At 37.7% G+C, this 25,727-nt stretch carries 33 protein-coding genes, 1 other RNA gene and 1 riboswitch; of the genes, 12 read left to right on the top strand and 22 right to left on the bottom strand.

Features of this window, described 5'->3' with window-relative positions:
- Positions 1–83: 83 nt before the first annotated feature.
- The 11 genes from AC1D0Y_RS09710 to AC1D0Y_RS09660 all read right to left on the bottom strand — a co-directional run bounded on the left by AC1D0Y_RS09710 (position 84) and on the right by AC1D0Y_RS09660 (position 9,744).
- Positions 84–710, bottom strand: coding sequence for a response regulator (locus AC1D0Y_RS09710; RefSeq protein ID WP_477707529.1), 627 nt, complete (start codon positions 708–710; stop codon positions 84–86).
- Positions 703–1,749: a sensor histidine kinase gene (locus AC1D0Y_RS09705; protein WP_477707528.1), complete on the bottom strand. Its 1,047-nt coding sequence runs from the start codon at positions 1,747–1,749 to the stop codon at positions 703–705. Before AC1D0Y_RS09705 ends, AC1D0Y_RS09710 begins: the two co-directional genes overlap by 8 nt.
- Positions 1,746–2,474 (bottom strand): cell wall-active antibiotics response protein LiaF, encoded by a 729-nt coding sequence (gene liaF, locus AC1D0Y_RS09700; RefSeq protein WP_028407991.1) that lies wholly within the window; start codon positions 2,472–2,474, stop codon positions 1,746–1,748. The genes AC1D0Y_RS09705 and liaF overlap by 4 nt, the downstream gene beginning before the upstream one ends.
- A gap of 135 nt (positions 2,475–2,609) precedes the next feature.
- Positions 2,610–3,236, bottom strand: a complete 627-nt coding sequence (locus tag AC1D0Y_RS09695; RefSeq protein ID WP_098248336.1) for a PspA/IM30 family protein — start codon at positions 3,234–3,236, stop codon at positions 2,610–2,612.
- Between the two features lie 36 nt (positions 3,237–3,272).
- The gene (locus tag AC1D0Y_RS09690) at positions 3,273–3,617 is read right to left on the bottom strand and encodes a lmo0954 family membrane protein (protein ID WP_060746054.1); all 345 of its coding nucleotides are present in this window, start codon (positions 3,615–3,617) and stop codon (positions 3,273–3,275) included.
- 247 nt (positions 3,618–3,864) lie between these two features.
- Positions 3,865–4,253: RNase P RNA component class B (gene rnpB, locus AC1D0Y_RS09685), an RNA gene on the bottom strand.
- 63 nt (positions 4,254–4,316) lie between these two features.
- Entirely contained in the window at positions 4,317–4,649 is a 333-nt protein-coding gene (gene gpsB, locus AC1D0Y_RS09680) for a cell division regulator GpsB (protein WP_013056140.1), read from the bottom strand.
- Positions 4,650–4,753: 104 nt separating this feature from the next.
- A complete protein-coding gene (locus AC1D0Y_RS09675; protein WP_028414057.1) occupies positions 4,754–5,305 on the bottom strand; it encodes an SLOG family protein in 552 nt (183 codons plus the stop codon).
- 63 nt (positions 5,306–5,368) lie between these two features.
- Positions 5,369–5,872, bottom strand: a complete 504-nt coding sequence (locus AC1D0Y_RS09670; protein ID WP_098248337.1) for a spore coat protein — start codon at positions 5,870–5,872, stop codon at positions 5,369–5,371.
- 346 nt (positions 5,873–6,218) lie between these two features.
- Positions 6,219–7,469, bottom strand: a complete 1,251-nt coding sequence (locus tag AC1D0Y_RS09665; RefSeq protein ID WP_477707527.1) for a ribonuclease H-like domain-containing protein — start codon at positions 7,467–7,469, stop codon at positions 6,219–6,221.
- 4 nt (positions 7,470–7,473) lie between these two features.
- Positions 7,474–9,744: a DEAD/DEAH box helicase gene (locus AC1D0Y_RS09660; RefSeq protein ID WP_028407986.1), complete on the bottom strand. Its 2,271-nt coding sequence runs from the start codon at positions 9,742–9,744 to the stop codon at positions 7,474–7,476.
- A 121-nt stretch (positions 9,745–9,865) separates the two neighbouring features.
- Between AC1D0Y_RS09660 and AC1D0Y_RS09655 the strand changes: the two genes are divergently transcribed.
- From AC1D0Y_RS09655 to AC1D0Y_RS09645, 3 genes are all read left to right on the top strand, one after another.
- Positions 9,866–10,117: a hypothetical protein gene (locus AC1D0Y_RS09655; protein ID WP_013056134.1), complete on the top strand. Its 252-nt coding sequence runs from the start codon at positions 9,866–9,868 to the stop codon at positions 10,115–10,117.
- 149 nt (positions 10,118–10,266) lie between these two features.
- Complete coding sequence (locus tag AC1D0Y_RS09650; RefSeq protein WP_477707526.1) at positions 10,267–11,778, top strand: sensor domain-containing diguanylate cyclase; 1,512 nt, start codon at positions 10,267–10,269, stop codon at positions 11,776–11,778.
- A 150-nt stretch (positions 11,779–11,928) separates the two neighbouring features.
- Entirely contained in the window at positions 11,929–12,240 is a 312-nt protein-coding gene (locus AC1D0Y_RS09645) for a DUF6509 family protein (RefSeq protein WP_043980580.1), read from the top strand.
- Positions 12,241–12,464: 224 nt separating this feature from the next.
- Here the strand turns inward: AC1D0Y_RS09645 and AC1D0Y_RS09640 are convergent, their stop codons facing one another.
- The 3 genes from AC1D0Y_RS09640 to AC1D0Y_RS09630 form a co-directional block, all read right to left on the bottom strand.
- Entirely contained in the window at positions 12,465–12,641 is a 177-nt protein-coding gene (locus AC1D0Y_RS09640; RefSeq protein ID WP_165575379.1) for a hypothetical protein, read from the bottom strand.
- Positions 12,642–12,745: 104 nt separating this feature from the next.
- Positions 12,746–12,949, bottom strand: a complete 204-nt coding sequence (locus AC1D0Y_RS09635) for a cold-shock protein (protein WP_013056130.1) — start codon at positions 12,947–12,949, stop codon at positions 12,746–12,748.
- Positions 12,950–13,235: 286 nt separating this feature from the next.
- Positions 13,236–13,403 (bottom strand): hypothetical protein, encoded by a 168-nt coding sequence (locus AC1D0Y_RS09630; RefSeq protein ID WP_013056129.1) that lies wholly within the window; start codon positions 13,401–13,403, stop codon positions 13,236–13,238.
- 108 nt (positions 13,404–13,511) lie between these two features.
- On the opposite strand from AC1D0Y_RS09630, the gene AC1D0Y_RS09625 reads away from it, so the two are divergent.
- From AC1D0Y_RS09625 to AC1D0Y_RS09610, 4 genes are all read left to right on the top strand, one after another.
- Entirely contained in the window at positions 13,512–14,057 is a 546-nt protein-coding gene (locus AC1D0Y_RS09625) for a YhcN/YlaJ family sporulation lipoprotein (RefSeq protein ID WP_016763474.1), read from the top strand.
- Between the two features lie 337 nt (positions 14,058–14,394).
- On the top strand, positions 14,395–15,828 hold the full coding sequence (gene putP, locus AC1D0Y_RS09620; RefSeq protein WP_372482328.1) for a sodium/proline symporter PutP: 1,434 nt from the start codon (positions 14,395–14,397) through the stop codon (positions 15,826–15,828).
- Positions 15,829–15,928: 100 nt separating this feature from the next.
- Positions 15,929–16,588 (top strand): SIMPL domain-containing protein, encoded by a 660-nt coding sequence (locus AC1D0Y_RS09615; RefSeq protein ID WP_028407982.1) that lies wholly within the window; start codon positions 15,929–15,931, stop codon positions 16,586–16,588.
- Positions 16,589–16,650: 62 nt separating this feature from the next.
- On the top strand, positions 16,651–16,917 hold the full coding sequence (locus AC1D0Y_RS09610) for a hypothetical protein (RefSeq protein WP_060746058.1): 267 nt from the start codon (positions 16,651–16,653) through the stop codon (positions 16,915–16,917).
- 37 nt (positions 16,918–16,954) lie between these two features.
- Here AC1D0Y_RS09610 and AC1D0Y_RS09605 read toward each other — a convergent pair whose 3' ends face one another.
- From AC1D0Y_RS09605 to AC1D0Y_RS09585, 5 genes are all read right to left on the bottom strand, one after another.
- Positions 16,955–18,136, bottom strand: coding sequence for a trans-sulfuration enzyme family protein (locus AC1D0Y_RS09605; RefSeq protein WP_060746059.1), 1,182 nt, complete (start codon positions 18,134–18,136; stop codon positions 16,955–16,957).
- On the bottom strand, positions 18,120–19,265 hold the full coding sequence (locus tag AC1D0Y_RS09600; RefSeq protein WP_028407979.1) for a trans-sulfuration enzyme family protein: 1,146 nt from the start codon (positions 19,263–19,265) through the stop codon (positions 18,120–18,122). The genes AC1D0Y_RS09605 and AC1D0Y_RS09600 overlap by 17 nt, the downstream gene beginning before the upstream one ends.
- A 71-nt stretch (positions 19,266–19,336) precedes the next feature.
- Positions 19,337–19,454: riboswitch (SAM riboswitch) on the bottom strand.
- A gap of 167 nt (positions 19,455–19,621) precedes the next feature.
- Positions 19,622–20,284 (bottom strand): hypothetical protein, encoded by a 663-nt coding sequence (locus tag AC1D0Y_RS09595; protein ID WP_033578431.1) that lies wholly within the window; start codon positions 20,282–20,284, stop codon positions 19,622–19,624.
- A 69-nt stretch (positions 20,285–20,353) separates the two neighbouring features.
- Positions 20,354–21,445, bottom strand: a complete 1,092-nt coding sequence (locus tag AC1D0Y_RS09590) for a spore coat protein (protein WP_217599220.1) — start codon at positions 21,443–21,445, stop codon at positions 20,354–20,356.
- A 131-nt stretch (positions 21,446–21,576) separates the two neighbouring features.
- Positions 21,577–22,665, bottom strand: coding sequence for a CotH kinase family protein (locus tag AC1D0Y_RS09585; protein WP_371264468.1), 1,089 nt, complete (start codon positions 22,663–22,665; stop codon positions 21,577–21,579).
- A 168-nt stretch (positions 22,666–22,833) separates the two neighbouring features.
- On the opposite strand from AC1D0Y_RS09585, the gene AC1D0Y_RS09580 reads away from it, so the two are divergent.
- Together AC1D0Y_RS09580 and AC1D0Y_RS09575 are read left to right on the top strand one after the other, a co-directional pair.
- Entirely contained in the window at positions 22,834–23,187 is a 354-nt protein-coding gene (locus tag AC1D0Y_RS09580) for a CotG/ExsB N-terminal domain-containing protein (protein ID WP_477707525.1), read from the top strand.
- 151 nt (positions 23,188–23,338) lie between these two features.
- A complete protein-coding gene (locus tag AC1D0Y_RS09575) occupies positions 23,339–23,485 on the top strand; it encodes a hypothetical protein (protein WP_165635688.1) in 147 nt (48 codons plus the stop codon).
- Between the two features lie 31 nt (positions 23,486–23,516).
- Here AC1D0Y_RS09575 and AC1D0Y_RS09570 read toward each other — a convergent pair whose 3' ends face one another.
- Positions 23,517–23,930, bottom strand: a complete 414-nt coding sequence (locus tag AC1D0Y_RS09570; protein ID WP_028414073.1) for a YppG family protein — start codon at positions 23,928–23,930, stop codon at positions 23,517–23,519.
- Positions 23,931–24,159: 229 nt separating this feature from the next.
- On the opposite strand from AC1D0Y_RS09570, the gene AC1D0Y_RS09565 reads away from it, so the two are divergent.
- On the top strand, positions 24,160–24,354 hold the full coding sequence (locus tag AC1D0Y_RS09565; RefSeq protein WP_013056115.1) for a YppF family protein: 195 nt from the start codon (positions 24,160–24,162) through the stop codon (positions 24,352–24,354).
- 125 nt (positions 24,355–24,479) lie between these two features.
- Positions 24,480–24,650, top strand: coding sequence for a hypothetical protein (locus AC1D0Y_RS09560; protein ID WP_167387310.1), 171 nt, complete (start codon positions 24,480–24,482; stop codon positions 24,648–24,650).
- Positions 24,651–24,743: 93 nt separating this feature from the next.
- Here the strand turns inward: AC1D0Y_RS09560 and AC1D0Y_RS09555 are convergent, their stop codons facing one another.
- On the bottom strand, positions 24,744–25,094 hold the full coding sequence (locus AC1D0Y_RS09555; protein WP_013056113.1) for a YppE family protein: 351 nt from the start codon (positions 25,092–25,094) through the stop codon (positions 24,744–24,746).
- Between the two features lie 45 nt (positions 25,095–25,139).
- Positions 25,140–25,394, bottom strand: a complete 255-nt coding sequence (locus tag AC1D0Y_RS09550) for a hypothetical protein (protein ID WP_029325131.1) — start codon at positions 25,392–25,394, stop codon at positions 25,140–25,142.
- 227 nt (positions 25,395–25,621) lie between these two features.
- Between AC1D0Y_RS09550 and AC1D0Y_RS09545 the strand changes: the two genes are divergently transcribed.
- Positions 25,622–25,723, top strand: a complete 102-nt coding sequence (locus AC1D0Y_RS09545) for a hypothetical protein (protein WP_016763465.1) — start codon at positions 25,622–25,624, stop codon at positions 25,721–25,723.
- The last annotated feature ends 4 nt before the right edge of the window (positions 25,724–25,727 follow it).

The raw sequence follows: 25,727 nt of genomic DNA, 5'->3' as shown, positions 1-25,727 counted from the left end.
CATATCGCTATTTTATAATGAATACATGCAAAAAAATAGGTTTTTCACAAAAAAAATCGTTATTCTCTTTTGAATAACGATTCTCACTGCGCTAATTTGTGTTTAAAGGCATAGATGACGGCTTGAGTCCGGTCCTGTACATCCAGCTTACTTAATAAATTGCTCACATGTGTTTTTACCGTCTTTAGCGCAATAAATAATTCGTCTGCAATTTCTTGATTTGTTTTGCCTTGTGTCATTAGCAGTAAAATTTCCATTTCACGAGCTGTCAGTTCTTCATGAGGTAACGACGGTTTTCTCATTTTAGACATCATTTTACCGGTTACTTCGGGCTCTAATACAGATTGCCCCTCATATGTACGGCGAATAGCAGCTGCAATTTCTCCTGCTTTAGACGTTTTTAATAAGTAGCTTGTTGCCCCTGCCTCTAGAGCGGGATATACTTTTTCGTCATCTAGAAAGCTAGTAACAATGATCACTTTCACTTCTGGCCACTGCTTAATCAGTTGTTTTGTTGCTTCAATCCCGTCCATTTCTTCCATGACTAAATCCATTAAAATAATATCCGGGCGCAGCTGAAGCCCTAATTCAACGGCCTGTTGGCCATTTGCTGCTTCAGCTATCACATGAATGTCTGCTTGAGCCGACAAATACGCTCCTACGCCAATACGAACCATTTCATGATCATCTACTAACAGTACATTAATCATTTTGCTTCTCCTCTCTTTCTACTAACGGTACTTTCACTTCTAGCTTTGTTCCTTTGTCGGGCAAACTAATAATTTTTAATAGGCCTCCAATTTCAACTGCGCGTTCGTACATATTTTGCAGGCCGTACGATCCGACTTTTTCCTTTTCTACATCAAAACCAACTCCGTTATCAACAATACGTAAAATAATGGAAAAGTCACGTTTAATCAGCAGCACATCTAAAGCTGTTGCATTGGCATGACGCAGCGTATTTGATACGGATTCTTGCAAAATCCTAAACAAGTGGTCTTCAATGCCTTTATCAAGTTCAAAACCTTCTATTTTCCAATTTAATTCAAGCGGTACTTTTTGAGCAAGCTCATTCATCAGTTCTTTCATTCCGGCCTGTAGCGATTTTCCTTTTAATGCTGCAGGACGAAGATGAAGAAGCAAAGCCCTCATTTCAAGCTGTGATTGATTAATCATTTTTTCAACCATCTTTAATTGCTTAGCTTCAGAATCTTGCAGCGTAAGAGTGGATTCCGTAATAGCAGACATAAGCATCGAAGCGGCAAATAGCTGCTGACTAACGGAGTCATGCAATTCTCTAGCAAGCCGATTTCGTTCCTGAGAAACAATTTCTTGCACTTGCTTTTGCTGATTTTCCACTTTTTCCGTTGCCATCTTTTGAGATTGCTGTGCTTGAAGAATCATTTTATGATCTACTTTATTTAAACGGCTTATAATTCGAGACGTTTCTTGAATAAACGGTTCATTTGCCGACATATGCCGATGGCCATTTTCTATTTCATATAATCGGTTTTCAACATATGTCCACTGCTGTCTCCACATAAACCCCATGATTCCTCCAATCACGCTTCCAATCGTAAGGCTTAAACTGAAGGAAAACAGCACAAAAGGCATGCCAAATACGCTTGTTTTCCATAAGTCGCTAAGTTGAAAAACAGGATATGCAAAAAACACGGTAAGGAGCACGGATACAAATACAAAAAAACTTAAGAAAATCCCCCATAATAACTGCCGTTGAAGAATACTCATATCCTTTGCACCTCTAAATCTCCAATCACAACAGTTGTAACAATCTTCACCCTATGAGCAGATTGATCAAATTCCTCTGTTTTGATAGACAAATTTTCATTGAACGAAAAGCCGCGCTGATGTCCAAAAACCGTTACGTTTCCTGCTAGTTTAGAATGATTCACAGATACTTCCGTTTCGTAAGGAATGAGCACTTTAATATTTCCAAACACCTGACGAATAAAAATAACCGCATCGCCTTTTGGCAGAACGGTATTGCTTAAATCAACCACAATGTCTCCCCATACGCTTTGAATATTAATATCATCCCATTCGTATACGGAGTCTTCGGTTCTTTGACTACCAAGAAGTTTATTCGTCAAAACCGGGCGGACCTGCACCAAACTTTGGTTTGGCTGCTGGGTAAATTGGTCAGTTGGTCTGAATTCAACCGGGTGCTTTCTTGATTGAATAAATCTAAGTAAAAAATACAGAAAAAGAGCAATAACTAAAAACTTAAAGGCAACCGTATTAAATATATTCAACACAAGTCCAATAACGCCAATCCAAAATAAAATGCGCCCTAGTTTTCTTCTCATTTTTTTTCGCCCAATATACATGAACGCACCGGCAATTAATACAGAAAAGATCAAGCCGCTGTGAAAAAACATAATTTCAATAAACAGGACAAATAAACTGCAAATAAAAATGAACATAAGAGATTCTGTTTTGTTTACGCTTTGCACAGCTCTCTCTCCCTTCTCCTCGTAGATGACATAGCGTTCTTTGGATGCTGCAGGTATCTATTCTCTCACCTTAAAAAGACGCAGAAACCTACGCCTTTTTTAGAATACCATGTTTTATGCAGAAACACTGATTTTTTACGATGATTTTACTCTTTTTTCTAATTCAGCAATCTTGCTGTCTACCGTTTGTCTATAGTAATTTGTATTAATTTGATTTTCAAGCTGGTCAATATAGGTTTCCATTTCGTCAAACTGGCTGTAGGACGTATAAGATGCTTCTGTTTTCATTACTGAATTCATACGATGATGCGCACGAGCAATATTTTCGCGTCCCATTAGTTCCATGCGGCGAATATGCATATCTTTTACCTTATGCTTCATTTCTTCATACTTTTGTTCAAGCTCTTCTAACTGCTTGGATGTATCTTCATAAGATTCTTTTACACGCTTTGCTCTCTCTTCGTAGTGAGCATGTTCTTTTAAAATAAATTCATGTAATTCCGTTTCTTCAGCTGCTTGTGCTACTTGTGCTTGCTCATGACGTTTTTTCATCATGTCAAGGGCCAGATGGTATTCGCGATTAAACTGTTCTTTTAACGTGTGCTGTCGCTCAACAAGCTGCCTTACCTTTTCGGTCTCCTGCTCGCATTGACGCAAATAGTGGTTTAGTGCAGCAATTGGATTTTTTTGTTCTTTGTGATCAAGTAATTGATGAAGGTCTGCAGAAATCGTTTCTTTCATTCGAGTAAATAAGTTTCTCATTTTGTTCATCTCCTTAGATAATAAAGTAAACTTTCATTATTTTTGATTTAAATCAGCCCACTGACGTTCAAAATGCTTAAACGGATCTTCTTTTTCCGTTTTTATAGGGCTGCTGCTGTTCCATTTTTTATATACAATGTAAAGTACGACTGCTGCGATGATACCAGCAAGGGCCGGGAGATTTGAAACAGTTGTTAAGAGTACGACAACACCTATAAACCCCCAGAGCCATTTTTTAAAGGGGGTCTCTGCTTTAACAAACCCTCTAAATGCTACGTACAAAATAACTAAGCCAAGTGCAAGTCCTACCATCGGACCGGCATTTGCAAGAAGAACGATAGCAGCTACCGCTCCAATCAAAAACAAACCAACTTTTTTCATTTTGTCTCCTCCTTTCGCTTATCTATATACTTAGTTTAAGGATTATGACGTTTTTTCAAAACGAGCTAAAGCTTTATTTTCTCCTAAGACCTGAGGCTGACAACAAGCTCAGTCTGGTTGTACAAAAAAATGACAGCTTATGATAAGCTGTCATTTTGACATAAAAAAAGCTCTTCCGTTATACGAAGAGCTGGGTTGGATTAAAATATAGTGTGTAACAACAAGTGTCGATTGCTTTTCAATAACGTTCTGTAAGCCATGTTTTGTACCATTGTACTGCAAGCGGCTAGCTACCTCGTACTCCGGTGGCAATTATCTATCTACAAAATGTAACCATTTTGTCCTTCCTTCCGTTCAGTTCCTTCCAGAAAGTTCCCCTACCATTATTTGGGTTTCTCGCTCGAGGGGTTTACCTCGTTCCACTCTTATCATTTCTGATAAGACTTCGTCACTGTGGCACTTTCAGAGTAGTCAAGCCATATCTTAAAAAGACTTAGGCTTTTTCCCCGCCGTTAGCTTTTAACAGCTACCCTAGCTTATGACTTCGCTAGGCACGAACACTACAGACATCGCAGTCTGTGCGAGCATGGACTTTCCTCTACATCCTCATATGTGATGCAGCAATTACCCGAACGTTATTGATAACGACTTTCCTTAGTATAATAAAAATAGGAGTTGAATGCAACTCCTATTTTTAGGTTATTCGTATAATTTACTTCCAAACACATGTTTTTCTAAGTTCGACAAACGTTTTAAAATATCAAAGTTTGTCGTACCCGCTTGCTGCTGCTGTTGAGCCGGCGGCGGGGTAAACGAAGGTTGTTGCGGCTTTTTAGATAATTCTTCTACTTGCTTTTTTAAGCGTAAATTTTCAGTTTGTAATGCTTCAATTTCTTCATGAAATGCTTCATAATCTTTAATAACAGAATCTAGATACTTATCTACTTCTTCTTGATTATAGCCTCTCATGCCTGTTTTAAATTCTTTTTCTAAAATTTCTTTGGCCGTTAAACGGATTTTATCAGCTAACATCTCTATCACCTCGAATACGATAAACCTTATCTTTATTATAATTCATTTTTTCAAAAATAGCTTCAAATGTCAATTTATCTTTTAAAATGTTTCGCCAAGTGGCGTTAAAAAGACGAAAATTTTTCTTCATCCACGATATCCTGTAAGTCATGAGATGTCACCATTATAATAGGGTATTCTTCTCGTTCAGCACGTTTTTTAGCCGTTTCTAACATATATTTGGGACTTCCTTCGTGCTCTTCATCGTAAACTAAACAAATACCTTCACTTTTTTCTACTAAAAATTGATTTTTCAACCGAAACTGTGCTGGACTTTCATATTTCTTTTTTGTAATGCTATCTACATAATCTGCTTGACTTAAGACGAATTCATACAATTCTTTATTCACGTCATTCCATTTTTCTTCTTGCTCCAAAAACGGTGTTAAAACAGCTAACTGAAGCTCGGGATAATCGAGCTGAAGATCAAATACCACTTCTGCTGCCCAAATTTCTACTCCTAGCTGGCCGCTAATCAATACCCATTCTAATCCATCTTCTACTAATTCCTGTAATTTTTTATAGAGTGCTTTTTTTATATATGTAATACCTTGATGTTTTTCATTAAAAATGCCAAGTTCGAATGGCTTATAACCGGTAACTGTTAGCACCTTCATTATATAACTCCTTTATAACAAAATAGAATAGGAACTGATGAAATCAGCTCCTATTAGCGTACATTATCTAAAATACCCTGAATTTGGTCCTTGATGCGCGCCTTTTGTATGACAGCTTCCTTGGCCGCAACCTTTGTGTCCCGGATAACTAGCACCTGCTACTTGACCTGGGTAGCCTGCTCCTGCCACTTGACCTGGATAGCCTCCCATTTGACCTGGATAACCAGCACCTGCTACTTGACCTGGATAGCCTCCCATTTGACCTGGATAACCAGCACCTGCTACTTGACCTGGGTAGCCTGCTCCTGCCACTTGACCTGGATAGCCTGCTCCTCCTACTTGAGTTGGATATTGCTGCGCGCCGCCAAAAAACTGTTGATTTGAAGTTTCATTTACAACAGATTGCGTTTGCGGGAAGTAATGTACGTGCTTCACATTTGTATGATTCACCAATGTATTATGACTTGGATGAATGTGAGGTACTACTACCTCCTGAGAAGTAAACTGCGTGCAGCATTTTGTTGGATGCACAATTGGTGGCATACATTTTGTTGGTCTTGGATACATATCCTTTTTCCCCTTTCACTGTTTAGTTATTACACTATTACAATATGTGAAGGGCAATGTACATGTACTAAGACAAACACCTATTTTTGACCTACATAAAGGAGTTATACGAATTTTTCAAACTGCTTAAGACAATTACTGTTAAACAAATTAATGCGAAAAATGATACTAAAATCACATTTTTCATGGGGCCTCTCTCCATCTCACCAAAGTTCTGTTTTTAAGCTGTAAGAATAAGTCTTACATTGACTAATTTTATCAATGACTGAAAAATAGAACAATATAAAACATCCACAAAAACAAAAGAATAATAATTCTGAATTTTTTAAAATAAATCAGCCGAAGTCTATGCTTTAGCTGATTTATTTTTTAGTCTAAGAAGTCTTTTTTCAAGTGCTTCCTTCGACGTTTTTTTAGTCATTCCTCTGAGTTGATTCCACTTCTCCGAGGCTAGCTCAGTATATAGAAGTGCTTGATGAACATCTTTGAGACGATGCTCATAAATTTTAGCTAGCTCAACCAATGCTTCTATAGCGACGTCACCTTCACATGTTTGAACCAAGGGTTCAAACATGTCCACTGCCTCTTTCCAACTCTTCTCTTTTTTATAATGATAAGCCATCGCTAGCTGAGCTTTTTCATGCTCTTCTTTTTCTTTTTCTGCTACGCCCTGATAAAGAGAGAAAGCGTGCTTGTTCTCCCCTAACTGCTCATACCACCTTGCTACTTCGTATGTTTCTTTCTCTGTAAACTCCTCACTAGTAAGGAGATGCTTTGATAAATGAATGTATAAGGTAATAAGCGATAAAATATCATGTTCATTATGTTTCATAATATCGAATAAGCCTCTTGGATTTTTCGTTTCAATAAAATCAAAATAGATCATGGGAGCTAAAAAACCTGGAATATCATCAACTCTTTCAATTCCAAGTATTTCTTTTTCGACATTCGCAAGCTTCACCGAACTCATTTTGTGTTTCCACAGCCTTCTTGACGCATGCAGCAAATCAAAGTGACCGAACTTAGGCAGCTTGGGCAAATGATCTCTCAATAGCGTATGGCGAGTCTTCACGTGAGGCCAATCGAAAGATTTCCCATTATAAGTCACAAGCGTCGTATAGTCTACTTCTTTTAAAAAACTTTCGTAAAATGCTACTTCTCCACTTGGCTCCGTTAATATATGCTGACGAAAAACGACGGAATCTTTTAGCACCCTTGCATATCCTAGCAAAAAGATAGTCGTTCCCGTACCTGTACTAAGCCCCGTCGTTTCCGTATCAAAGAAAAATAAATCTGAATATGTGTGGCCTTTTGATGAAAGCGGATGGGCAACTGTAGACCGATTCCATACTTGCACTACTTTTTTTAGCTCATTAAATTCATAATGTCCATGTTTGTAGTCGAGCGGGTACACCACTTCTCTGATCATACAGTAGCTGTCTTCCGCAAAGTAAGGCACAGCACGATTTCCCTTCCATTCCTGCTCATAGGGAATAGATGCGCTCTTAGGCCGCTGCGGGTTACTTTCAACCGGCGGCTTTGCTTCTGTAACGTGAAGATGCTTTTTCATACGGTTTAATTTATTTTTAAAAGACAAGAGTTCACCTACTTTGCAGTTGTTGTAGCAGCACGAGCGCATCGCTTTTTGCGTGTTCTCCCTGTGCTTCCATACCGATACAAGACGGACAGCCGCTTTCGCAAGAACAATTTACAATTAATTGATTGGTTTGATTTAGCACATCATTCATTTGTTCGTATACTTTATCACTTAGTCCAATGCCTCCCGGGTATCGATCATATAAGAAGATAGTCGGCTGTTCGTTGTGCACCGCTTTTATCTGAGGCACTACATGTAAATCAGCCGGATCGCACATCACCATAAGCGGTGCAATTGACTGAATGGCATTTGCCACGGAAATGAGTGCTTGTTCCAATCGTTCTTCAGATTCGTAAAACTGTTCTTTTTCAAAGCTTAGCCACACGGCATTTGTATGAAGCTCTTCTTCCGGAAGTGAAATGGGACCTGACCCTATGTTTTCATGCGTCTCAAACTTTATTTTTTTAAATATCGTAGCCATAGCGCTGACCATTACATCACCGTAACCGATTGAATATGTCCTTTCCACTCGTTCTTTATCAGCTTCTAGAACCTTTAAGTTAACCGCTAAGTTTGCATCGGTGAAATAGTCTACATCGACTTCACGAACATACGCTTTTTTCTCATCCCAGTCCAAGTATTCTACTTGATACTGAATGCCTTGATGCAAGTAAATCGCCTCATCATGAAGAAGCGTCATGGCACTAAAGCGATCCATTTCTCCAATTACTTTCACATTTGCAACGTCCGATTGATCAATGATGACAACATTTTCTTGGGATGCAGAGCGCAGACTGATATTATGAGCTGGAAACGAATCGTTCATCCAGTACCATTTGTCTCCGCTAAAATGAATCACTCGCTCTTCTTGCAAAAACTCCAGCACGTCTTCAATTTCTACCCCATCAAATGTTTCTCCCTGCTTAAACGGCAGCTCATAGGACGCGCATTTTAAATGATCGACTAAAATAACAAGATTATCAGGATTAATTCGAGCTGTTTCTGGATTTCTGCTAAAAAAGTAATCGGGATGCTGAATCATATACTGATCAAGCGGACTTGAACTTGCGACCATCACAATGACGGCTTCTCCGTGACGTCTCCCTGCTCGTCCTGCTTGCTGCCAAGCGCTTGCAACCGTGCCTGGATAACCTGTCATCACACACACCTGCAGCTGCCCGATATCCACTCCTAGCTCTAAAGCATTCGTACTGACTACCCCGTAAATACTTCCCTCTCGAAGTCCTCTTTCTATTTCGCGTCGCTGCTTCGGCAAATATCCTCCGCGGTACCCTTGAATAGACTTATTTTGAAGCTGGTTTTTTACGAGCTCCTGCAGATACGTTAAAATAATTTCCACTCGTACTCGACTTCGTGCAAATACAATCGTTTGAATTTTATTTTTCAAAAACTCTCCTGCAATATTTCGCACTTCAAGGGTAGCACTTCTTCTAATGTTTAAAGGTTTATTAACAATAGGCGGGTTATAAAAAATAAAATGCTTGCGGCCGCTAGGCGCTCCGTTGTTATCTACTAACATAACATGAGCTCCCGTTAAATGCTCAGCAAGTTCTTTTGGGTTAGCGATGGTCGCTGATGTACAAATAAAGATAGGATTGCTTCCATAGTAGCGGCAAATTCGCTTTAACCGGCGTATAACGTTAGCTACGTGGCTTCCAAAAACACCGCGGTACGTATGAAGTTCATCGATCACAATGTACTTCAGGTTTTCAAACAGTGATACCCATTTAGTATGATGAGGTAAAATAGCTGAATGAAGCATATCTGGATTCGTAATAACAATATGACCTGCTTTTCTTACCTTTTGACGGATATTTGCCGGAGTATCTCCATCATACGTGTAGCTATTGATTGGTACTTCCATTTCTTCAATGATTTCATTTAATTCACTTTTTTGATCTTGGGCAAGCGCTTTTGTTGGAAACAAATAAAGAGCTCTAGCTTGATCATTCTCCATGATACTCTGAAGTACCGGCAAGTTGTAACACAATGTTTTCCCCGATGCTGTAGGCGTCACAGCCACAACATTCTTCTTAGCTGTCGCCAAATCAAACGCTGTTTTTTGATGCGTATAAAGCGAACCAATTCCTCGGTTCTCAAGTGCTTGCCGCAGTTTCGTATGCAAAGAAGCCGGAAATGGCGAAGTTTTAGCTTCTTTCTCTTCGATTGTATGCCAATGAACAATATTTTTCTGATACGATGGATTCGTTTGCAAGACATCCATTACTTCTTGTAAGTTTTTTCGTATTCTCATTTTCATCACCTACTTCTATTTTAACGAATGAACGTTCGATAGAAAACCATAAGTTTTTGTATGTTTTTGGTGGATTCGGACATGGTATTAATACAGTAAATTTTTCAAGGAGATGTTAAAAATGGGAAGCCCTTATCTTTGCCCTAGCTGCAAAACAAATCGAACGCGTTTTAATATCATTGAACAAAATGCAAAACCTGTAAAAATGGATCCAAGAAGCGGAGACGTTGTAGAAGAATACACAAACGATACGCTCGATGCCTTTCACGCTGCTTATAACGGACCGCAAAAACGCATTCAGTGCGGAGCTTGCGGATTAGTAGAAGATGAAACCATGTTTGTACGGCATGCTGAATCCAATAAACTTCAATAAAAAAGGTGAGGCTCTTTGTCCTCACCTTTAATCATATAAATCTTTATGCTTTTTCTTAATCAAAAAGCAGACATTTTCATCTGAAAAATTCATGTCTTTTCTTATAGAAACATGCTAAAATACCTAAAAAAGATATGGAGATGATGTTCATGTCATTTCTTCTTTCGCTTTTACCTTTCTCCTTTTTGAAGAAATTTCGTTTTCCTTCTGGAAGAGAAGTTAATGAAGATAAAATGTTCGATAAAACGAATGTAGAGATGCTTCAACAGAGAGTCAAGCTAGTTTCACTTGCTCTTGTAGTTTCCTATCCTATTTATATTTATATAGGGTTTTCTTTACTTCAACATGCGGGGACATCTCAGTTTAGACATACACTAATTGGTATTCATTTCACTAGTTTTGCTCTCTCCTCTCTTTATTTATTTTTCTACTATGTTAGTAAGAGAAAAGAACGGTTTGCTAACTACTTAAGCACCATTGTATATGGCTATATATTTTATTACGTATTTGCTGCAGCACTTTCTACTATTAACAGTCAGCTTTTCACAGGTCGCGTAGACGTGTATATGATGCTTTTGATTTCCACAGCTGTTTTATGTCCTATGAAATTAAAACATCTGTGCATCATTTTTATTCCTAACCATCTTTTTTTACTATACGGCTTATCACGATATGTACCGGATTCTTTTTCCCTTATTTCAAAGCAGATCAATACAACTGCAGCAGTTGTTATCGCTTTGCTTATTTCATACATTCTTTATACATACCGTCACAAAGAATATATGAATCATTTACAGCTAAAAGAAAGCGAACGTAATTTTTTTACGCTGTTCAAAATTAATCCCTATCCTTTGCTATTAACGAGATTATCCGACCACAAAGTGCTGCTCATTAACAATAAAGCTATTCACTTTTACAATCTTGTTTCTCAAGATCTTGATCAAATAGACGGATTTATAATCTATCCTACTGATGAAGATCGAGAGAAGATTTTAAAACGTCTTCAACAAGAGAAATATGTAAAAAACTACATCCTAGAAGCACGTGAACATGGAGATTCAAAGTGGGTTATGATCAATTATGAATTACTAGAGTATCAAAGCGAAAGCTGTATACTCGCAGGTATTACCGATATAACCGATTTAAAAGCGGTTGAGCATGAATTGAGCTTGCACGCTTCAACTGATATGCTAACCGGAATTTTAAATCGAAGAAGCGGAATGGAAAAACTGCAGCTGGAACTGCTGAGAGCTAAAACCAATCATACATCTTTCCTATTATGTTTTATCGATATTAATTCTTTAAAACTAGTAAATGATCAATATGGTCATAGAGAAGGCGACTGGCTTATTAAAACAATAGCAGAATCAATTAGTGGTTATGTTGGCAACGATGATACGCTCTTTCGCTACGGAGGAGATGAGTTTTTATTAATTGCTCCTGAACAAACGGAAGAATACGTACAAGAGCTGTGGCAAAATATTAATGAACAGCTAGAAGATAAAAAGAAAGAATTTAATAAGCCGTATGCACTGTCTGCGAGTTACGGATTTATTATATGTGCGCCTTCAGACAACACCAACCTAGATACATTAATTCAAAAAGCAGATGCTGCCATGTATAAGCAAAAACATACGCGCGTTTCTTCCACATTTAAGTAAATCATCGAAGTTCTTGCGCCATCGATTCGCTAAATAGAATGATCAAGGAATAAATCCGTGCATGGATTACGCATGCACTTTCTTTCTTTGCAAAGAAAAACTATAATAGATGATGCAAGCATTTTACTGATATATGGAAAGGACGTACATATGTTTACAATTAAAGAATATACAGCTGAACAATTGCAGGATCCATTTGGTCTCCTTCTAGGTGAACGCTATGAATTTCATTTATACATTGAGGTAGAAGAAGATGATGAATTATATACGGGCAACGACCTAGCACTACGCTTAGTATATATTAAAGGCAAAGATAACACTTCTATTGCCCAAACTCATTTTTACGAAGTTTCAACAAATAAAGTATTAGACTTCGACCTTGAAGAAGAGGAAGAAGAAGCTGTAAAAGAGTTTTGCGGGAAGCACTTACCTTCAGAGGAAGGTACAAATAACGAGGAATAATTAAAAGAGACTGGGACAAACGTATTTTAGTTGAAGGAAAATCCGAACGATGAATCGAGATTCTTGGTGGAGAATCAAACTCGTTCGGATTTTTTCATTGGTAGAGTGAACATAGGTTTTATGTATGTAACTGCTTCTAGCTGTTGTGTAAAAAACGATCCCTACTAGCTCATTTATCTCATTTGTTCGTCTGTAGATTGAATTGATTGCGTTATGTCCAATCCTCATTTTTGATTTCGTTTTTCCATTAGCTTTTTAACTACTTCTTTTGGCTCCCAGCATGTAAACTGATAAGAAGGACGGGTTTCATAGCCCAGTCTTTTGCATCGATATTTCATTCCCTTATCCAATTTAATACTTTGAAAATGTTGACATGTGGCACAGCAATGAAATGAACTCATGCCTTCCCTTCTTCCCTACTTTAATCTATTTTCTTAATCATACAAATAAAACAAATTTGTATAAAAAAAGCTGCCTGTCGGCAGCTTTCATATGTAGCGTTGAATTATAATTTTACAACATTCTCCGCTTGAGGTCCACGTTGACCTTCAACGATTTCAAATTCAACTTTTTGGCCTTCTTCTAATGTTTTGAAGCCTTCAGATTGGATAGCTGAAAAATGAACGAATACGTCATTTTCGCCTGGTACTTCGATAAAACCGAAGCCCTTTTCACTGTTAAACCATTTTACTGTACCTGTAGTAGCCATGTAAAAAACCTCCAAAAAATGTAAAAAATTTAATATGTTACTCTATATTTACATTTATACCGTAAATAAAAAATTCACATATTATAAAAGAGACCTACGCGAAGTAGATCTCCTTTATAACAAGTGAATTTTCACTAAATCTAATTCGAGTGTATGGTCAAACGTAGTATTCATTACATTTATTAAATTTGGTTGCGTTTGCATTATACTATACCTATATGTAAAATGCAAATATTTGGCCATTCTTAGCATATGGCTCAGCCGTTTTGCAAAATATTGATCTTCCTTACGTCAACATGTTATCAATATGGGCGTCGATAATTTCTTTTCGTTTATTTTGCAGGGTCTCAAATAATAACTTAGCTTCTTCTGAAGTTAGTGCAAACGTTGTTGTTTCTTCATGGTTTTCTTCTTTTGTATGAAGCACAAATATGCTTTGTTGAATTCCACTCATACATATTCCTCCTTTTTCGATAGTATAGGCTTTTTTATATTTTTCATGTATGCTTCACACGTTTTTAACAAATTATAAGAAAGGTTAAAACTTATAAGGAGTGATACTATGAAGAAATCGTTTTTGTTTGTTGTAGGCTGCATGACGACCCTTTCTTTATTCGGCTGCAGCACAGCAGATCAAGGTAAAGATGGCGTCATTGATGATGATACAGTCCGCAACGTCACATATGAAAATGGAAACAATAAAACGAAAATGAATGACGTGAACGATACGCAAGATGTACAGCGTAACGAAAAAGAACAATATAACCAGTCGGGCGGAATGAGAGTAGCCGATGTGGCGGCTGATCGTATCGTAGCATTAAAAAACGTTAAAGATGCTAACGTAATCGTAACCGATCATACAGCTTACGTAGCAGCTGTGTTAGACGATAACAAAGAAGGTAATCTCACAAAAGATATGGAGCATAAGATCGCACATGAAGTGAGAAAAGCTGACGGCAGTGTTCATCGAGTGTTTGTATCAACAAACCCTGACTTTGTAAACCGTATGAACGGATATGTAGACAAGCTTCAAACCGGCAAACCAGTCTCTGGGCTGTTTGATGAGTTTTCAGAAGTTGTTCGCCGCGTATTCCCGAACTCACGCTAATATACATGAATGTCAAAAGAGCATTTTACGAAATGCTCTTTTTATTTTATTTTTTGCATAAAATATTGCATAAAAAATGCGCTTATAAATTTCTGAATATTTTTATTTTACTTTATTTTGAAAACGATTTCATTTCTATAATATAAAGGTTTAGGGGATTTTAGACTTAGGTAATTTACGGTTTTGTGGGTTGATAGTAAGGGAAAAGTTTGTTAGTTTTAGAAACCATAAGATGTTTGCATGGCGAGCACTGCTCGTTTCATGCATAAAAAATGCATAAAGGGGAGATTTGGTGGATATTGGTGTTTATATTTCACTGGGCATTTATTTTGTAGGAATGCTTGGAATAGGATGGTATGCCTACACAAAAACAACTCAGGACGTATCGGGTTACATGCTAGGCGGACGCGGACTAGGTCCGGCCGTTACTGCGCTTTCAGCTGGCGCTTCAGATATGAGTGGATGGATGTTAATGGGGCTTCCAGGATCCATGTATGTGACAGGTCTTTCGAGTTTATGGCTTGCAGTAGGTTTATCTATTGGTGCTTATTTAAATTATTTAATCCTCGCTCCGCGTCTTCGCACTTATACGGAAGTAGCGAATGACTCCATTACAATTCCAGACTTTTTTGAAAATCGCTTTGGCGACCATGCCAAGATTCTTCGAACCGTATCAGCGATTGTTATCTTTATTTTCTTCACTCTTTACACTTCAGCTGGTATGGTATCAGGCGGACGATTATTCGAATCGGCATTTGGTGTGAATTATCAAATTGGCTTATTTGTAACAGCATCTGTTGTTATTGCCTACACCCTTTTCGGTGGATTTTTAGCCGTTAGTTTAACAGATTTTGTTCAAGGTGTTATTATGTTTCTTGCCTTAGTTTTAGTACCTATTGTAGCTTTCACCAATGTTGGAGGCGTTAACACAACAATAGATATTGTACAGGACATTAATCCAGCATACCTTGACATTTTTAAAGGTACGACCGTTTTAGGTATTATATCTTTCTTAGCCTGGGGACTTGGCTATTTCGGACAGCCTCATATTATCGTTCGCTTTATGGCTATCTCTTCTGTTAAGGAGTTAAAACCCGCACGTCGTATTGGAATGAGCTGGATGATTATTTCTATTATTGGTGCTATGCTGACAGGACTGGTTGGGATTGCATATGTAGAAAAAACAGGTATGAAATTAGCAGATCCTGAAACTATTTTTATTAAATTTGCGGATATACTCTTCAATCCGTTAATTACTGGATTCTTATATGCAGCTTTACTAGCGGCAATTATGAGTACCATTTCTTCTCAGCTGCTTGTAACGGCAAGCTCTGTTACAGAAGACTTTTATAAAACATTTTTCCGACGCAAGGCCTCTGACAAAGAGCTTGTAACGGTTGGAAGAGCTGCAGTTTTAGGTGTTGCAATTATTGGCATTTTGCTTTCTTTAAAACCTAGTGATACGATTTTAGGACTGGTTGGATATGCTTGGGCTGGATTTGGTTCAGCTTTTGGTCCTGCTATTTTACTAAGTCTTTACTGGAAACGTATGACTCGATGGGGAGCACTTGCAGGGATGATTGTAGGTGCTGCTACAGTATTAATTTGGGTAAATACTCCATTGAAGGATGCCCTTTACGAAATGATTCCTGGATTTTTCTTAAGCTTGCTGGCTGTTATTGTAGTAAGTCTGTTAACAAAAAAGCCTTCAAAAGCTGTAGAAGATCAATTTAGAAACATGGAAAGCGTATTAGAACAGCATACAAAATAGTAAAAAAAGTACACAAGTCGTAACTTGTGTACTTTTTGCTTTTAATGCAAGCCATGTTGTCATATATATGTACTAAAGACAGATTAAGGAGGGTTTTTACATGCAACATTCTTATTTCCCTTACGAACCTACACAGCAACTGCGCGTAGATACACAAAATAGAGAAATTAAAGTAATTGGTGAAGGAAGTGTTTCAGCAGTTCCAAATGAAATTTCCATGACGATTGGAACCCGCACGGAAAACCGAGACGTTCAAGAAGCCTTAAAAGAAAATTCAGCTGTTTCAAATACTTTGCTGCAAGAAATAAAAAAACTTGGAATCAATGACCAGCAAATTGAAACAGCTTCGTTCACCATAAATCCTAAATATGATTACAGCGATGGAAAATCGACTCTTACAGGATACGAAGTACAGCACTTATTTAGAGTAAGAGTACAAGATGTAAAACAAGCTGGCGATGTCTATAACGCTACTTTTTCAAGCGGAGCCAACGTAGCGCAAGATCTTCAATTCCACGTTACAAATGATGATAAATATGAACAAGAAGCGATAAGCAAAGCTTTGCTTAACGCTAAAGAAAAGGCCTTTACCATTGCCAACACGCTGCAGCTCCCTATTAACCAAATTCCTATTTTAATCGAAGAAGGACCTGTCTATCAGTCATCTGGCTCCTCGCCTAAGTTATTAGCAGCCTCTCCCCCTATTCAAGCTCAGTCCTTGATTGTATCTGCTTCTGTAAAAGTTACGTACACGTATTAATACTTGTGGTAAACTATAGATTATTATAATGAAGAAACTAATCTAAAGGAGCTCTTTGCACAATGACTTCTGAACATTTACTAGCAGCTTATCAAACCCTATGGTTGAACCGTTCGTTCGCTTCTAAACAAGCCATGACAAGTGAAGATCAGCTTCACGAAGCCATTATGAAAGATTTAAAAGATGAAATGACTCATCCACGCGTCCGGCAAACACCGTATGTAAAATATCACCTTGGCATAAAAAGAATTCTAAACAGCAGTCTTTCCTCTGATGAAAAAGTTGCGCTTGCGTCCCTATACACAAACCTTTTAGATAGCTGTATATAACGATAAAAAAGGACTTCCTTGATGGAAGTCCTTTTCTTTATTTAATTAACGCTTTTTCTTCTAAGCTTTGAAAAACCGCCTTAAAGTCTTGCTTTAAATCTTCGAATTCCTCTAACCCTACTGAAAGACGAAGAAGTGAATCAGTAATTCCTTTTTCTTCACGCACTTCTTTTGGGATACTTGCATGAGACATTGTTGCAGGATGCGTTAAAATGGATTCAACTGCACCTAGACTAACGCCAATTGAAGCCAATTTTACTCCTTGTAAAATATGTCGTGCTACCTTTTCATCCTGTACTTGGAAAGAAATCATAGCTCCGTATCCATTTGCTTGTTCTGAAATCAGTTTGTGGTCTGGATGACTTTTTAATCCTGGATAATATACATGGCTTACTAGAGATTGTTCTTCAAGCCACTTTGCAAACTGCAGCGCTGTTTTTAACTGCTGATCTAAACGAACTTTTAATGTCTTAATTCCTCGAAGCAGTAAAAAACAATCCTGCGGTCCCAAGATAGCACCAAAAGCATTTTGTACAAACTTTACTTCTTCTGCTAGCTTTTCATCGCTTACTACAACTAAACCGCCAATGACGTCACTGTGACCGCTGATATATTTTGTAGCACTATGAATCACAATGTTTACACCAAGGTCAATCGGCTGCTGTAGATAAGGTGTTAAAAACGTGTTATCCACAATTGTAAGGAGATTGCGCTCCTTCGCCAAACTTGCTACTGCTTTAATATCCGTTACCTGTAAAAATGGATTTGAAGGGCTTTCGATATAAATAGCCTTCGTATCCTTTGTGATAGCTTCTTCAACTTTCTCAACCTTCGTTGTATCAACAAAAGTTGTTTTGATACCAAACTTTGAAAATAATCGTGTTAATACACGATATGTCCCGCCGTACGTATCATGTGAAACTAAAATTTCATCCCCCGATTCAAAAATAGATAACACCGATGAGATAGCAGCCATACCTGATGAAAAAGCAAAACCAGCGTATCCATTTTCTATCTGAGCAATGGTGTTTTCTAAAGCCTCACGAGTTGGATTTCCTGAACGAGAATAGTCATAGCGGCCGTTGTTCGTCTCATCTTCTTGGTTAAATGTAGATACCTGATAAATAGGTACGTTAACCGCTCCAAAATGACCGTCAATTCCTGTATTTGCATGAATTAAGTTCGTACCAAATCTATGTTTATTATTGTTGGTATGCATCAAATGCCTCCTTCAAATCTTTAATTAAATCATCTGCGTGCTCAATTCCAACTGATAATCGCAGTAAACAGTTTGTTACTCCGACACGATTTCGAATTTCTTCCGGAATATCAGCATGTGTTTGACGAGCTGGGAATGTCATTAAACTTTCCACGCCTCCTAAGCTTTCTGCAAATGTAATAACTTTGACATTTTCTAAAAGTACTGACACGATGTCAGGGTGTGAGACAGCAAAAGAAATCATGCCTCCAAATCCAGTTGCTTGTTTCTTCATGATTTCATAGCCTGGATGTGTTTCAAGACCAGGGTAATACACTTTTTCCACGAGATCATGAGCAGTAAGCCAATTTGCAATTTTCAGTGCGTTTTCATTATGCTTTTCCATACGAAGCGCTAGCGTTTTAACACCGCGTAATAACAGCCAGCTATCCTGTGGACCTAAGATTGCCCCAGCTGCATTTTGATAAAAACGAATTTTCTCTCCTAAGCTACTACATCGAGCCACTACAAGACCAGCAACTACATCATTATGACCCCCAATGTATTTGCTTGCACTATGTATCACAATATCTGCTCCAAGCTCTAAAGGACGCTGATAATAAGGGGACATGAAGGTATTGTCAACGATAGTAAGCAAATCATGCTGTTTAGCTAACGAAATTGCTTCTGGCAAATCAGTCACGTGCATCATTGGATTCGTAGGTGTTTCAATAAATAAAGCTTTTGTGTTGGGACGAAGCGCATCTTTTACTTGCTCGAGATGGGCTGTGTTGACGTACGAAACAGTAATTCCTTGCTCTGAAAAGATTTCATTTAGTACTCGGTACGTTCCTCCGTATAAATCCTCTGATACAATTAAATGATCTCCGTTTTTAAACAGTGCCAAAACTGCCATTACACCCGCCATTCCTGAAGCGAATGCTACTCCTACTTCTCCTTTTTCCAAAGCAGCAATTGCTTCTTCCAATGCTGTACGAGTAGGGTTTGCCGTACGTGCATAGTCAAATCCTGTACTTTGCCCTAAAGCAGGATGAGCAAATGTTGATGCTTGGTAAATGGGTGTTGTAATAGAACCTGTTGAAGGATCACGACCTACTCCTGAACGAACTAATAAAGTTTCAATTTTCATCTATTTCTCTCCTTAACTCAAAATAAAAAACACTCTTCACAGATGGAAGAGTGTTCGTTTATACACGATTTCTCTCATCTGTTAGAACAATACTGATGTTCCACAGGAATTAGCACCGTTCAAATGAATGTTTCATTTGATGGTTGCCGGGCATCGCAGGGCCAGTCCCTCCGCCACTCTTGATAAGAGTTCTATATAATTGTTGGTGGTTAACGTTTGTTGTTACTAACTTTAATAAAGATTTTCTTTATTGTCAACATAATTTTCTAAAAAATTTAAATCATCTCATTTGTTTATTCAATATACCTGTCCTGATAAGCACATAAAAAAAAGAGACGAAAGCGAGGTCTCTTTTTCTAAGGCAAGTGTACAGATTTTACGTGAGCTAACTTCCAATACATACTTTCTCCATTTGCCGTAATTAGTTCAACAATATTATTAGAAACTTCTTTAAGTACGCCAATTTTTTCTGATTGATCCCCTAAATCTAATACGACCAGTTGATTTTCATATTTTTTAAGCTGCTCTTCAAAGTTTCTGACAAAAGGTGCAGAGGCGGGCCTTACTGGGAGCTCTTTGTCACTTAAAGAATAAGGGGTTAACTCATTGCTGTAAGGAGTGAGCCATTTCAAATGATGTAGAGAAACAAAGACATTTTTATACACTGGAGAATAAAACACAAGATAATCATTCAGCACGCTTGTGATATAGCCATGCAATGATTTCCCTCCCGTTACATAAATTTCAATAAATTTCCCTTTTGCCTGCTGTAAAATATTACGATAAGAAATCCGCTGACTTTCTTCTATTAAGTTCTCTTCTATGGTTCGTAAAGGTGTATAATCTTCTTCTGAAACCTCTCGCAAGCGATGTATGTGTAAAAGGGGAATATACAAATAATCATGTCCATTATATAAAACCATTACATCTAACCCGAGATCAACAAGTTTTCCTACAAACGTTGTTTTACCTGATATATCGACTTCAACAATTTTATCAATATAATGATTCATACTCATACTCATTCTCCTCCTTTTTCCTATATGATAGAAAAGGTGCTTTATAAGCACCTTTTATGTTCCAGTTCATCATGCTTTCCAACGATAATTTTTCGTTTTAATAACTTTTTCACCTGGTGTTGAAGAGCGTGAACCCGTACGGCGACCTCCCGAGCGATCGTCTGTGCGACCTCCTGTACGTCTTCCTGTACGTCTTCCGGTACGGTCTCCAGTACGGCCATCCGTGCGACCTCCGGTTTTATCTACTGTAGTTGATTCTTGCACAGAATCTTCTTCATTTGTATCTCCATTTTGCTCAGAATTTTCTTCATTTTGCTTGAAAGATCCTTTTGATCCTAAGGCAATGGTTTTTACGTGTCTTGGTTGTAAACGTAAAACTTGATTATTTTGTACAAGAGTAAAGTTTCCATTGCGACTTTGAACTAACACACCTTCTACAGCCTCTGGCCCTCCACCGTTAATAGCTACCCATCTATGCGAAAACTCTTCAAACAGTTCATTGAAACTTTTCGCTTTAATATACTCAGGTGTTTCTTCAACTAATAATGGGTTTTGCGGAACAACAGGCGTATTTTTGCTTACAACTTCACTTACACTCTTTATGTGCTCTACATTGATATAAACGACGCCGTCATCTTCTGTTAGTAATACGACATACGCAGATTCAAATGAGCCTAATACATCAAGGATCTTACCCAATTTTTTCTCTGGCCCTCCTTGATTTATTTGCACTTGTTTATCTTTCATCAATAATAAAGTGCCTGCAAATGTGTTGGCTCTGTGCAGTTCTACTTCACTATTAAATCCAGAAAATGTTTGCGCGGAATTAGACTTTGTATCCTCTGTAATGCTTTTAACATGAGCGAGCTGGTAATAAATAAATGTATATTGCTGTTGTGGAATAAGCTGCGCCGGTTGATTATTTTGCTGGTTGTTATTTTGTTTTGTTTCAAGAGCAAGTGTTAAATAATCTGATTGAACGTCGATTAAATATCCCGTTTTAGATTCAGGCCCCCCGCGATAGACAGTTACTACTCTCCCTTTTAATGGTTTAAAGTGGGCAGAGTAGCCCGTGCTTTCAGATTGTTGAACTTTACGAGCGCGACTACGATTTGCATTTTGAGTTTGGTCTTGATTTTGGTCGTAGTAATAGTTACTCATTATTTTTCCTCCTTATTAATTGTCCTTATTGGTCATTCATAATGTATATATACGTATCATGTACAGCTATTGTCTTCCTGCATTTGCCTATTATTCTTAAATTCCACTTTTGCCTATCAGTCTAGTAAAATTCAAAAATCAAAAAGATGACTTTTAATGTACGCTGTTCGGTCTTTTACGAAAGAAAGCATAAGGTCTGGTTCCTTATAGAATTGCTCCAAGTTATCTTTTACGTAAGGATCTTTTAATACATATGGAGCAATATAATCATGCAGTTGATAAATGATTGGTTTCATGTATTCTATTGTAAATTGATTATTTAGAACATTGTTCATTTTTTGAATATATCGCTTTTTAATGCTATTCACCGCCAGTAAGCGAGCTGTAAGCGTATTAAATCCTTGTGCACGTACATAGTCTCCTTCCATTACTTTTCCATTTACATCTCTTCCCCAAGTTGCATCATAATCCCATGGAATCAGTTCAAAGCGCCCGCTTTCATGATTTAGATAGAGGGCATAGTTATGGACAAAACCGTCGTAATTCTGCATACAAATAATACCAACTAACCAAGATAAGTAGCGGTCGACGTTCAGGTACTTCTCAATATTCTGTTCGAATTCTGTATTTGTCCATGTATTAAGATTAAATATAAACTTTTCTAATTTTTCCTCGTCTCCTTCTCTCACTGCTTTATCTTCATATCCAGATAACAAAGTTGTTTTTGGCTTTTTATCCAAATCGCTCATCAAAGAAAAATTAGCATCTCCGTCTACTGCATAAAATATAGATCCATCCGCTAAATTTCTTTTTTTCAAAAATAGTTCATCTACCGATTCGAGCTGAAGATATATTCCTTCATTTTTCCCATTAATCTTAAGAGTGACAAACTGAGAGTGGGGAGATAAAACATCTAAAGAAGAGAAAAAATCGAGGGACAATTTATTGCGCATAAGCGATGGATCTTTGTATTCAGCGTTTAGATGTATTTCTTTGGCGCGCTGAAATATTTTCGGAGAATAAAATTCAATATAATATGACTTTTTCTTCATCTTCCGAATATGGGAGCCTCTTAGGAGCAAATCAATATCGTAGCGTTTTTTGTTAAACTTCATCGTTGCCTGAACCGCTTCTTCTGACCAAATATCTCTTTGCATTTCCTTTAAATCTTTTACATTCACAAACAGAGCGTATTGAGGGATTTCTTTTTGCTTCATGATTCGACCACCTTTCTTCAATTATTAAAGTATATGAAGGGTAAATTCTCCATGATACCCCGCAGCATCAACTATTTCCGCAAACTCCACTTTTGACTCATATCAAGGACAAGCATCATCGCGTATTCTATTAATGCAAGACCTAGTCCAATTGACAAGGAGGTTTTTGTATTGCATATTACACCTGAAAAAATTAAAGAGGCTGCTGAAGCCCTAGAATGTACAGAACTGAAATCTTTTATGTTTCAAGAGCCAACTGCCGGTCCACTAACAAAGCCACGTCGCTCTTCTCGTAGCACTGGCCGCAGCTCTCGCCGTTCTACCCGCGGTACGCGTCGCTCTTCTCGCGGCTCTCGTCGTTCTACTCGCCGTACTCGCCGTTCTACTCGCCGTACTCGCCGTTCTACTCGCCGTACTCGCCGTTCTACTCGCCGCTCTCGTCGTTCTACTCGCCGCTCTCGYCGTTCTACTCGCCGCTCTCGCCGTTCTACTCGCCGCTCTCGCCGTTCTACTCGCCGCTCTTAATTTCTCTAAACGCTCATCTTTATTGCAAAAAAACGCCGAAGAACTACGAATGTCTTCGGCGTTTTTTTCCACTTATAGAAGGTGCACATTTGGAAATATACTAAGATGGAGCGTTATTCATTTTACATAGAAATAGAAAAGGAGAGCTTTTATGAAAAAAAACAAGCATCGAATTTTAACTTCATCAACCACAGATGTCGAAGAAATCAAACGTTTAAATGCGCAGTCTGGACTAACTTACAATGAAGTATTTGCACTTCTTGGAGAAAACTATTTGAAAAATCAACAGAAAAAATAATAAGCTGGGACTAGAAAACAACTTCTAGTCCTTATACTTTGAAAATCCCGGAAAACCCTTTTACTAAGGATGTTAATTGGTTCATGGCTCCCATCATCTGTCCCGCAGTATTCATCATTTTGTTCATATCGTAATTGCCATCACTCGATTTAAACTGAGACATTAATGACTGAAATTGAGATGGCTGAGGCTTTTGCTGCTGACCTTTAGGATATGGATTAAAAGGCGCACCTGCATTGTTGTACATGGGCTGCTGGTACATTCCGTTCATATAGGGAATTTGCTGAGGGCCAAAAGGCATTTGTTGCTGAGCGTACGGATGTTGCGGCATATAAGCTTCCGTCCATGGCTGCTGATGATACTGCGGAAATGGATGTACCTGACTTAAATCAAAACGTTCTGGTTGATGTTGCTCATAATACGGATAATGCTTACTTGTATACATGCAAAATCAATACCTCCTTTTTAATATTACATAATATATAGTATGTATGCAGAAATAAGAGGTGACGTTCGTCTACTTGTACTTTTGGAAAACACATTCAAAAATATGTAGGTTTCTGTCGAAAGTTTAAATTTTTCAAAAAAACGAGATTATTTAAATATATGGTACGATAAGAACAAGTGATACTACGATACGTAGTGGCACAAACGGGGATTAGGAGGGAATTTACATGTATGTGAACGAACTTCAAGAAGCTTTTATTGCGGTGAAACAGTATGAGCCGCAGTCAAGTAATGAATTACTCGATTTTGCTCAGCAGCAGTATTTAAAAGGTTTTTTAACTCCTATGAATTACAAAGCCGCTGTACGTGAACTCGAACAAATTGGAGCTACTAAGCCCGATTTTAGTGCACAAGATGATTAATTTTTTTACTACCACCGAGAAATCGGTGGTTTCTTTGTTTCTTATAAAGTGGACACATACTTCTTTTTTGACTTGTTTATACTATAAAGGCTTTAACGTAGTATTCAATAAAGGAGGTTTATTTCATGAGTCGTGGAAAACATTTTGATCATAAAAAACAAGGACAAGGTGCAGTAAATAAAACAAATAACGCCGTTGCTTCTAAACATACCGAAAAAGTTGATTATCATATCGATACAGTTGCTTCACAAGATCACCCAGCTGTTTCTATCCAATCACAAAAAGATTTTGATTAACTTTTTATTGATAATGATAAAATGCCTAAAGAGTTTTCTCTTTAGGCATACATAGAAAATCCCCACCTTATAAGTCTCAACGGAAGGCCGGGATTAATTATTCAATATCGACTCGAGCACATACTTATTTGAGTGATACATCTTTTTAAATCGCTTTTCTCGCGTCTCGGGATAAAATGACTGTAGTACAACGTTTTGTAAATTTTCTTTTAACGTCTCTACTTGATTAACATGAATATATTTTGGTCGCTCTTTCTTCAGCCATTCCGTTACGAGACTAGCCCATTCATCAAGTTCTTTGAAGAAAATATCTCCATAAGGCTTTACTTCTTCAAAAAATTTCACTTCATAATTTTCTTCCTGTTGAATAGACGCTAATCGTTCTACAGCTACTTCATTATATTGAAACATGATCTCCGTACTTTTTTTCACATCTTCATTCATCGTTATTCGTCACCTCTACGATGACTATTGTAACATAAACAATCTTTATACTGTATGAAGAACCATTTCTCTTCGGCTTCTACTCCATTCTGTTTCGGAAGGCATGCTTTCGTACACAGCTACTTCAATTTCTTGCAGTGATTGGTCAATGCGATGAACTTGTTCCATATATGTTTCTTCACAATGTGTAAATGCTTCATTTATAGATGTAGACATCGTTTTATCCACTAAATCTACTTGCTCTAGTAAGCTATCTAATAAAGTCATCATTTCGCTTGTTTTAACCATACTTTGTTTCATCGCCATCCCTCCAAATTTTCCTTTGCATAACGTATTCTCTTTTTTATTCAATGTCCCTTCACACATGACAAAACTAGTTTCTATTCGTCAAAGAAAGATGTTTTCGACATTTTCATTTATGGTGAATCGAAAGAGAACATATTGAAAACACTAGTATAGACATTTCAGCTAAGGAGATACATTCTGCTGCTGAACGTTCATTACAACATGATAGGAGGTGCCTAGACATGGCCAACAAACAGCAAAAATCACAGCCTAAAAATAAGCCTGAAACAAAAACCTACGGTGATCCTAAAAAGTTAAACGGTCCTAACCAGCCTTCTACTTAAGAAC

The sequence above is a fragment of the Priestia sp. P1_B12_1 genome (assembly GCF_056406695.1).
This window is presented reverse-complemented; position numbering and strand designations above follow the sequence as displayed.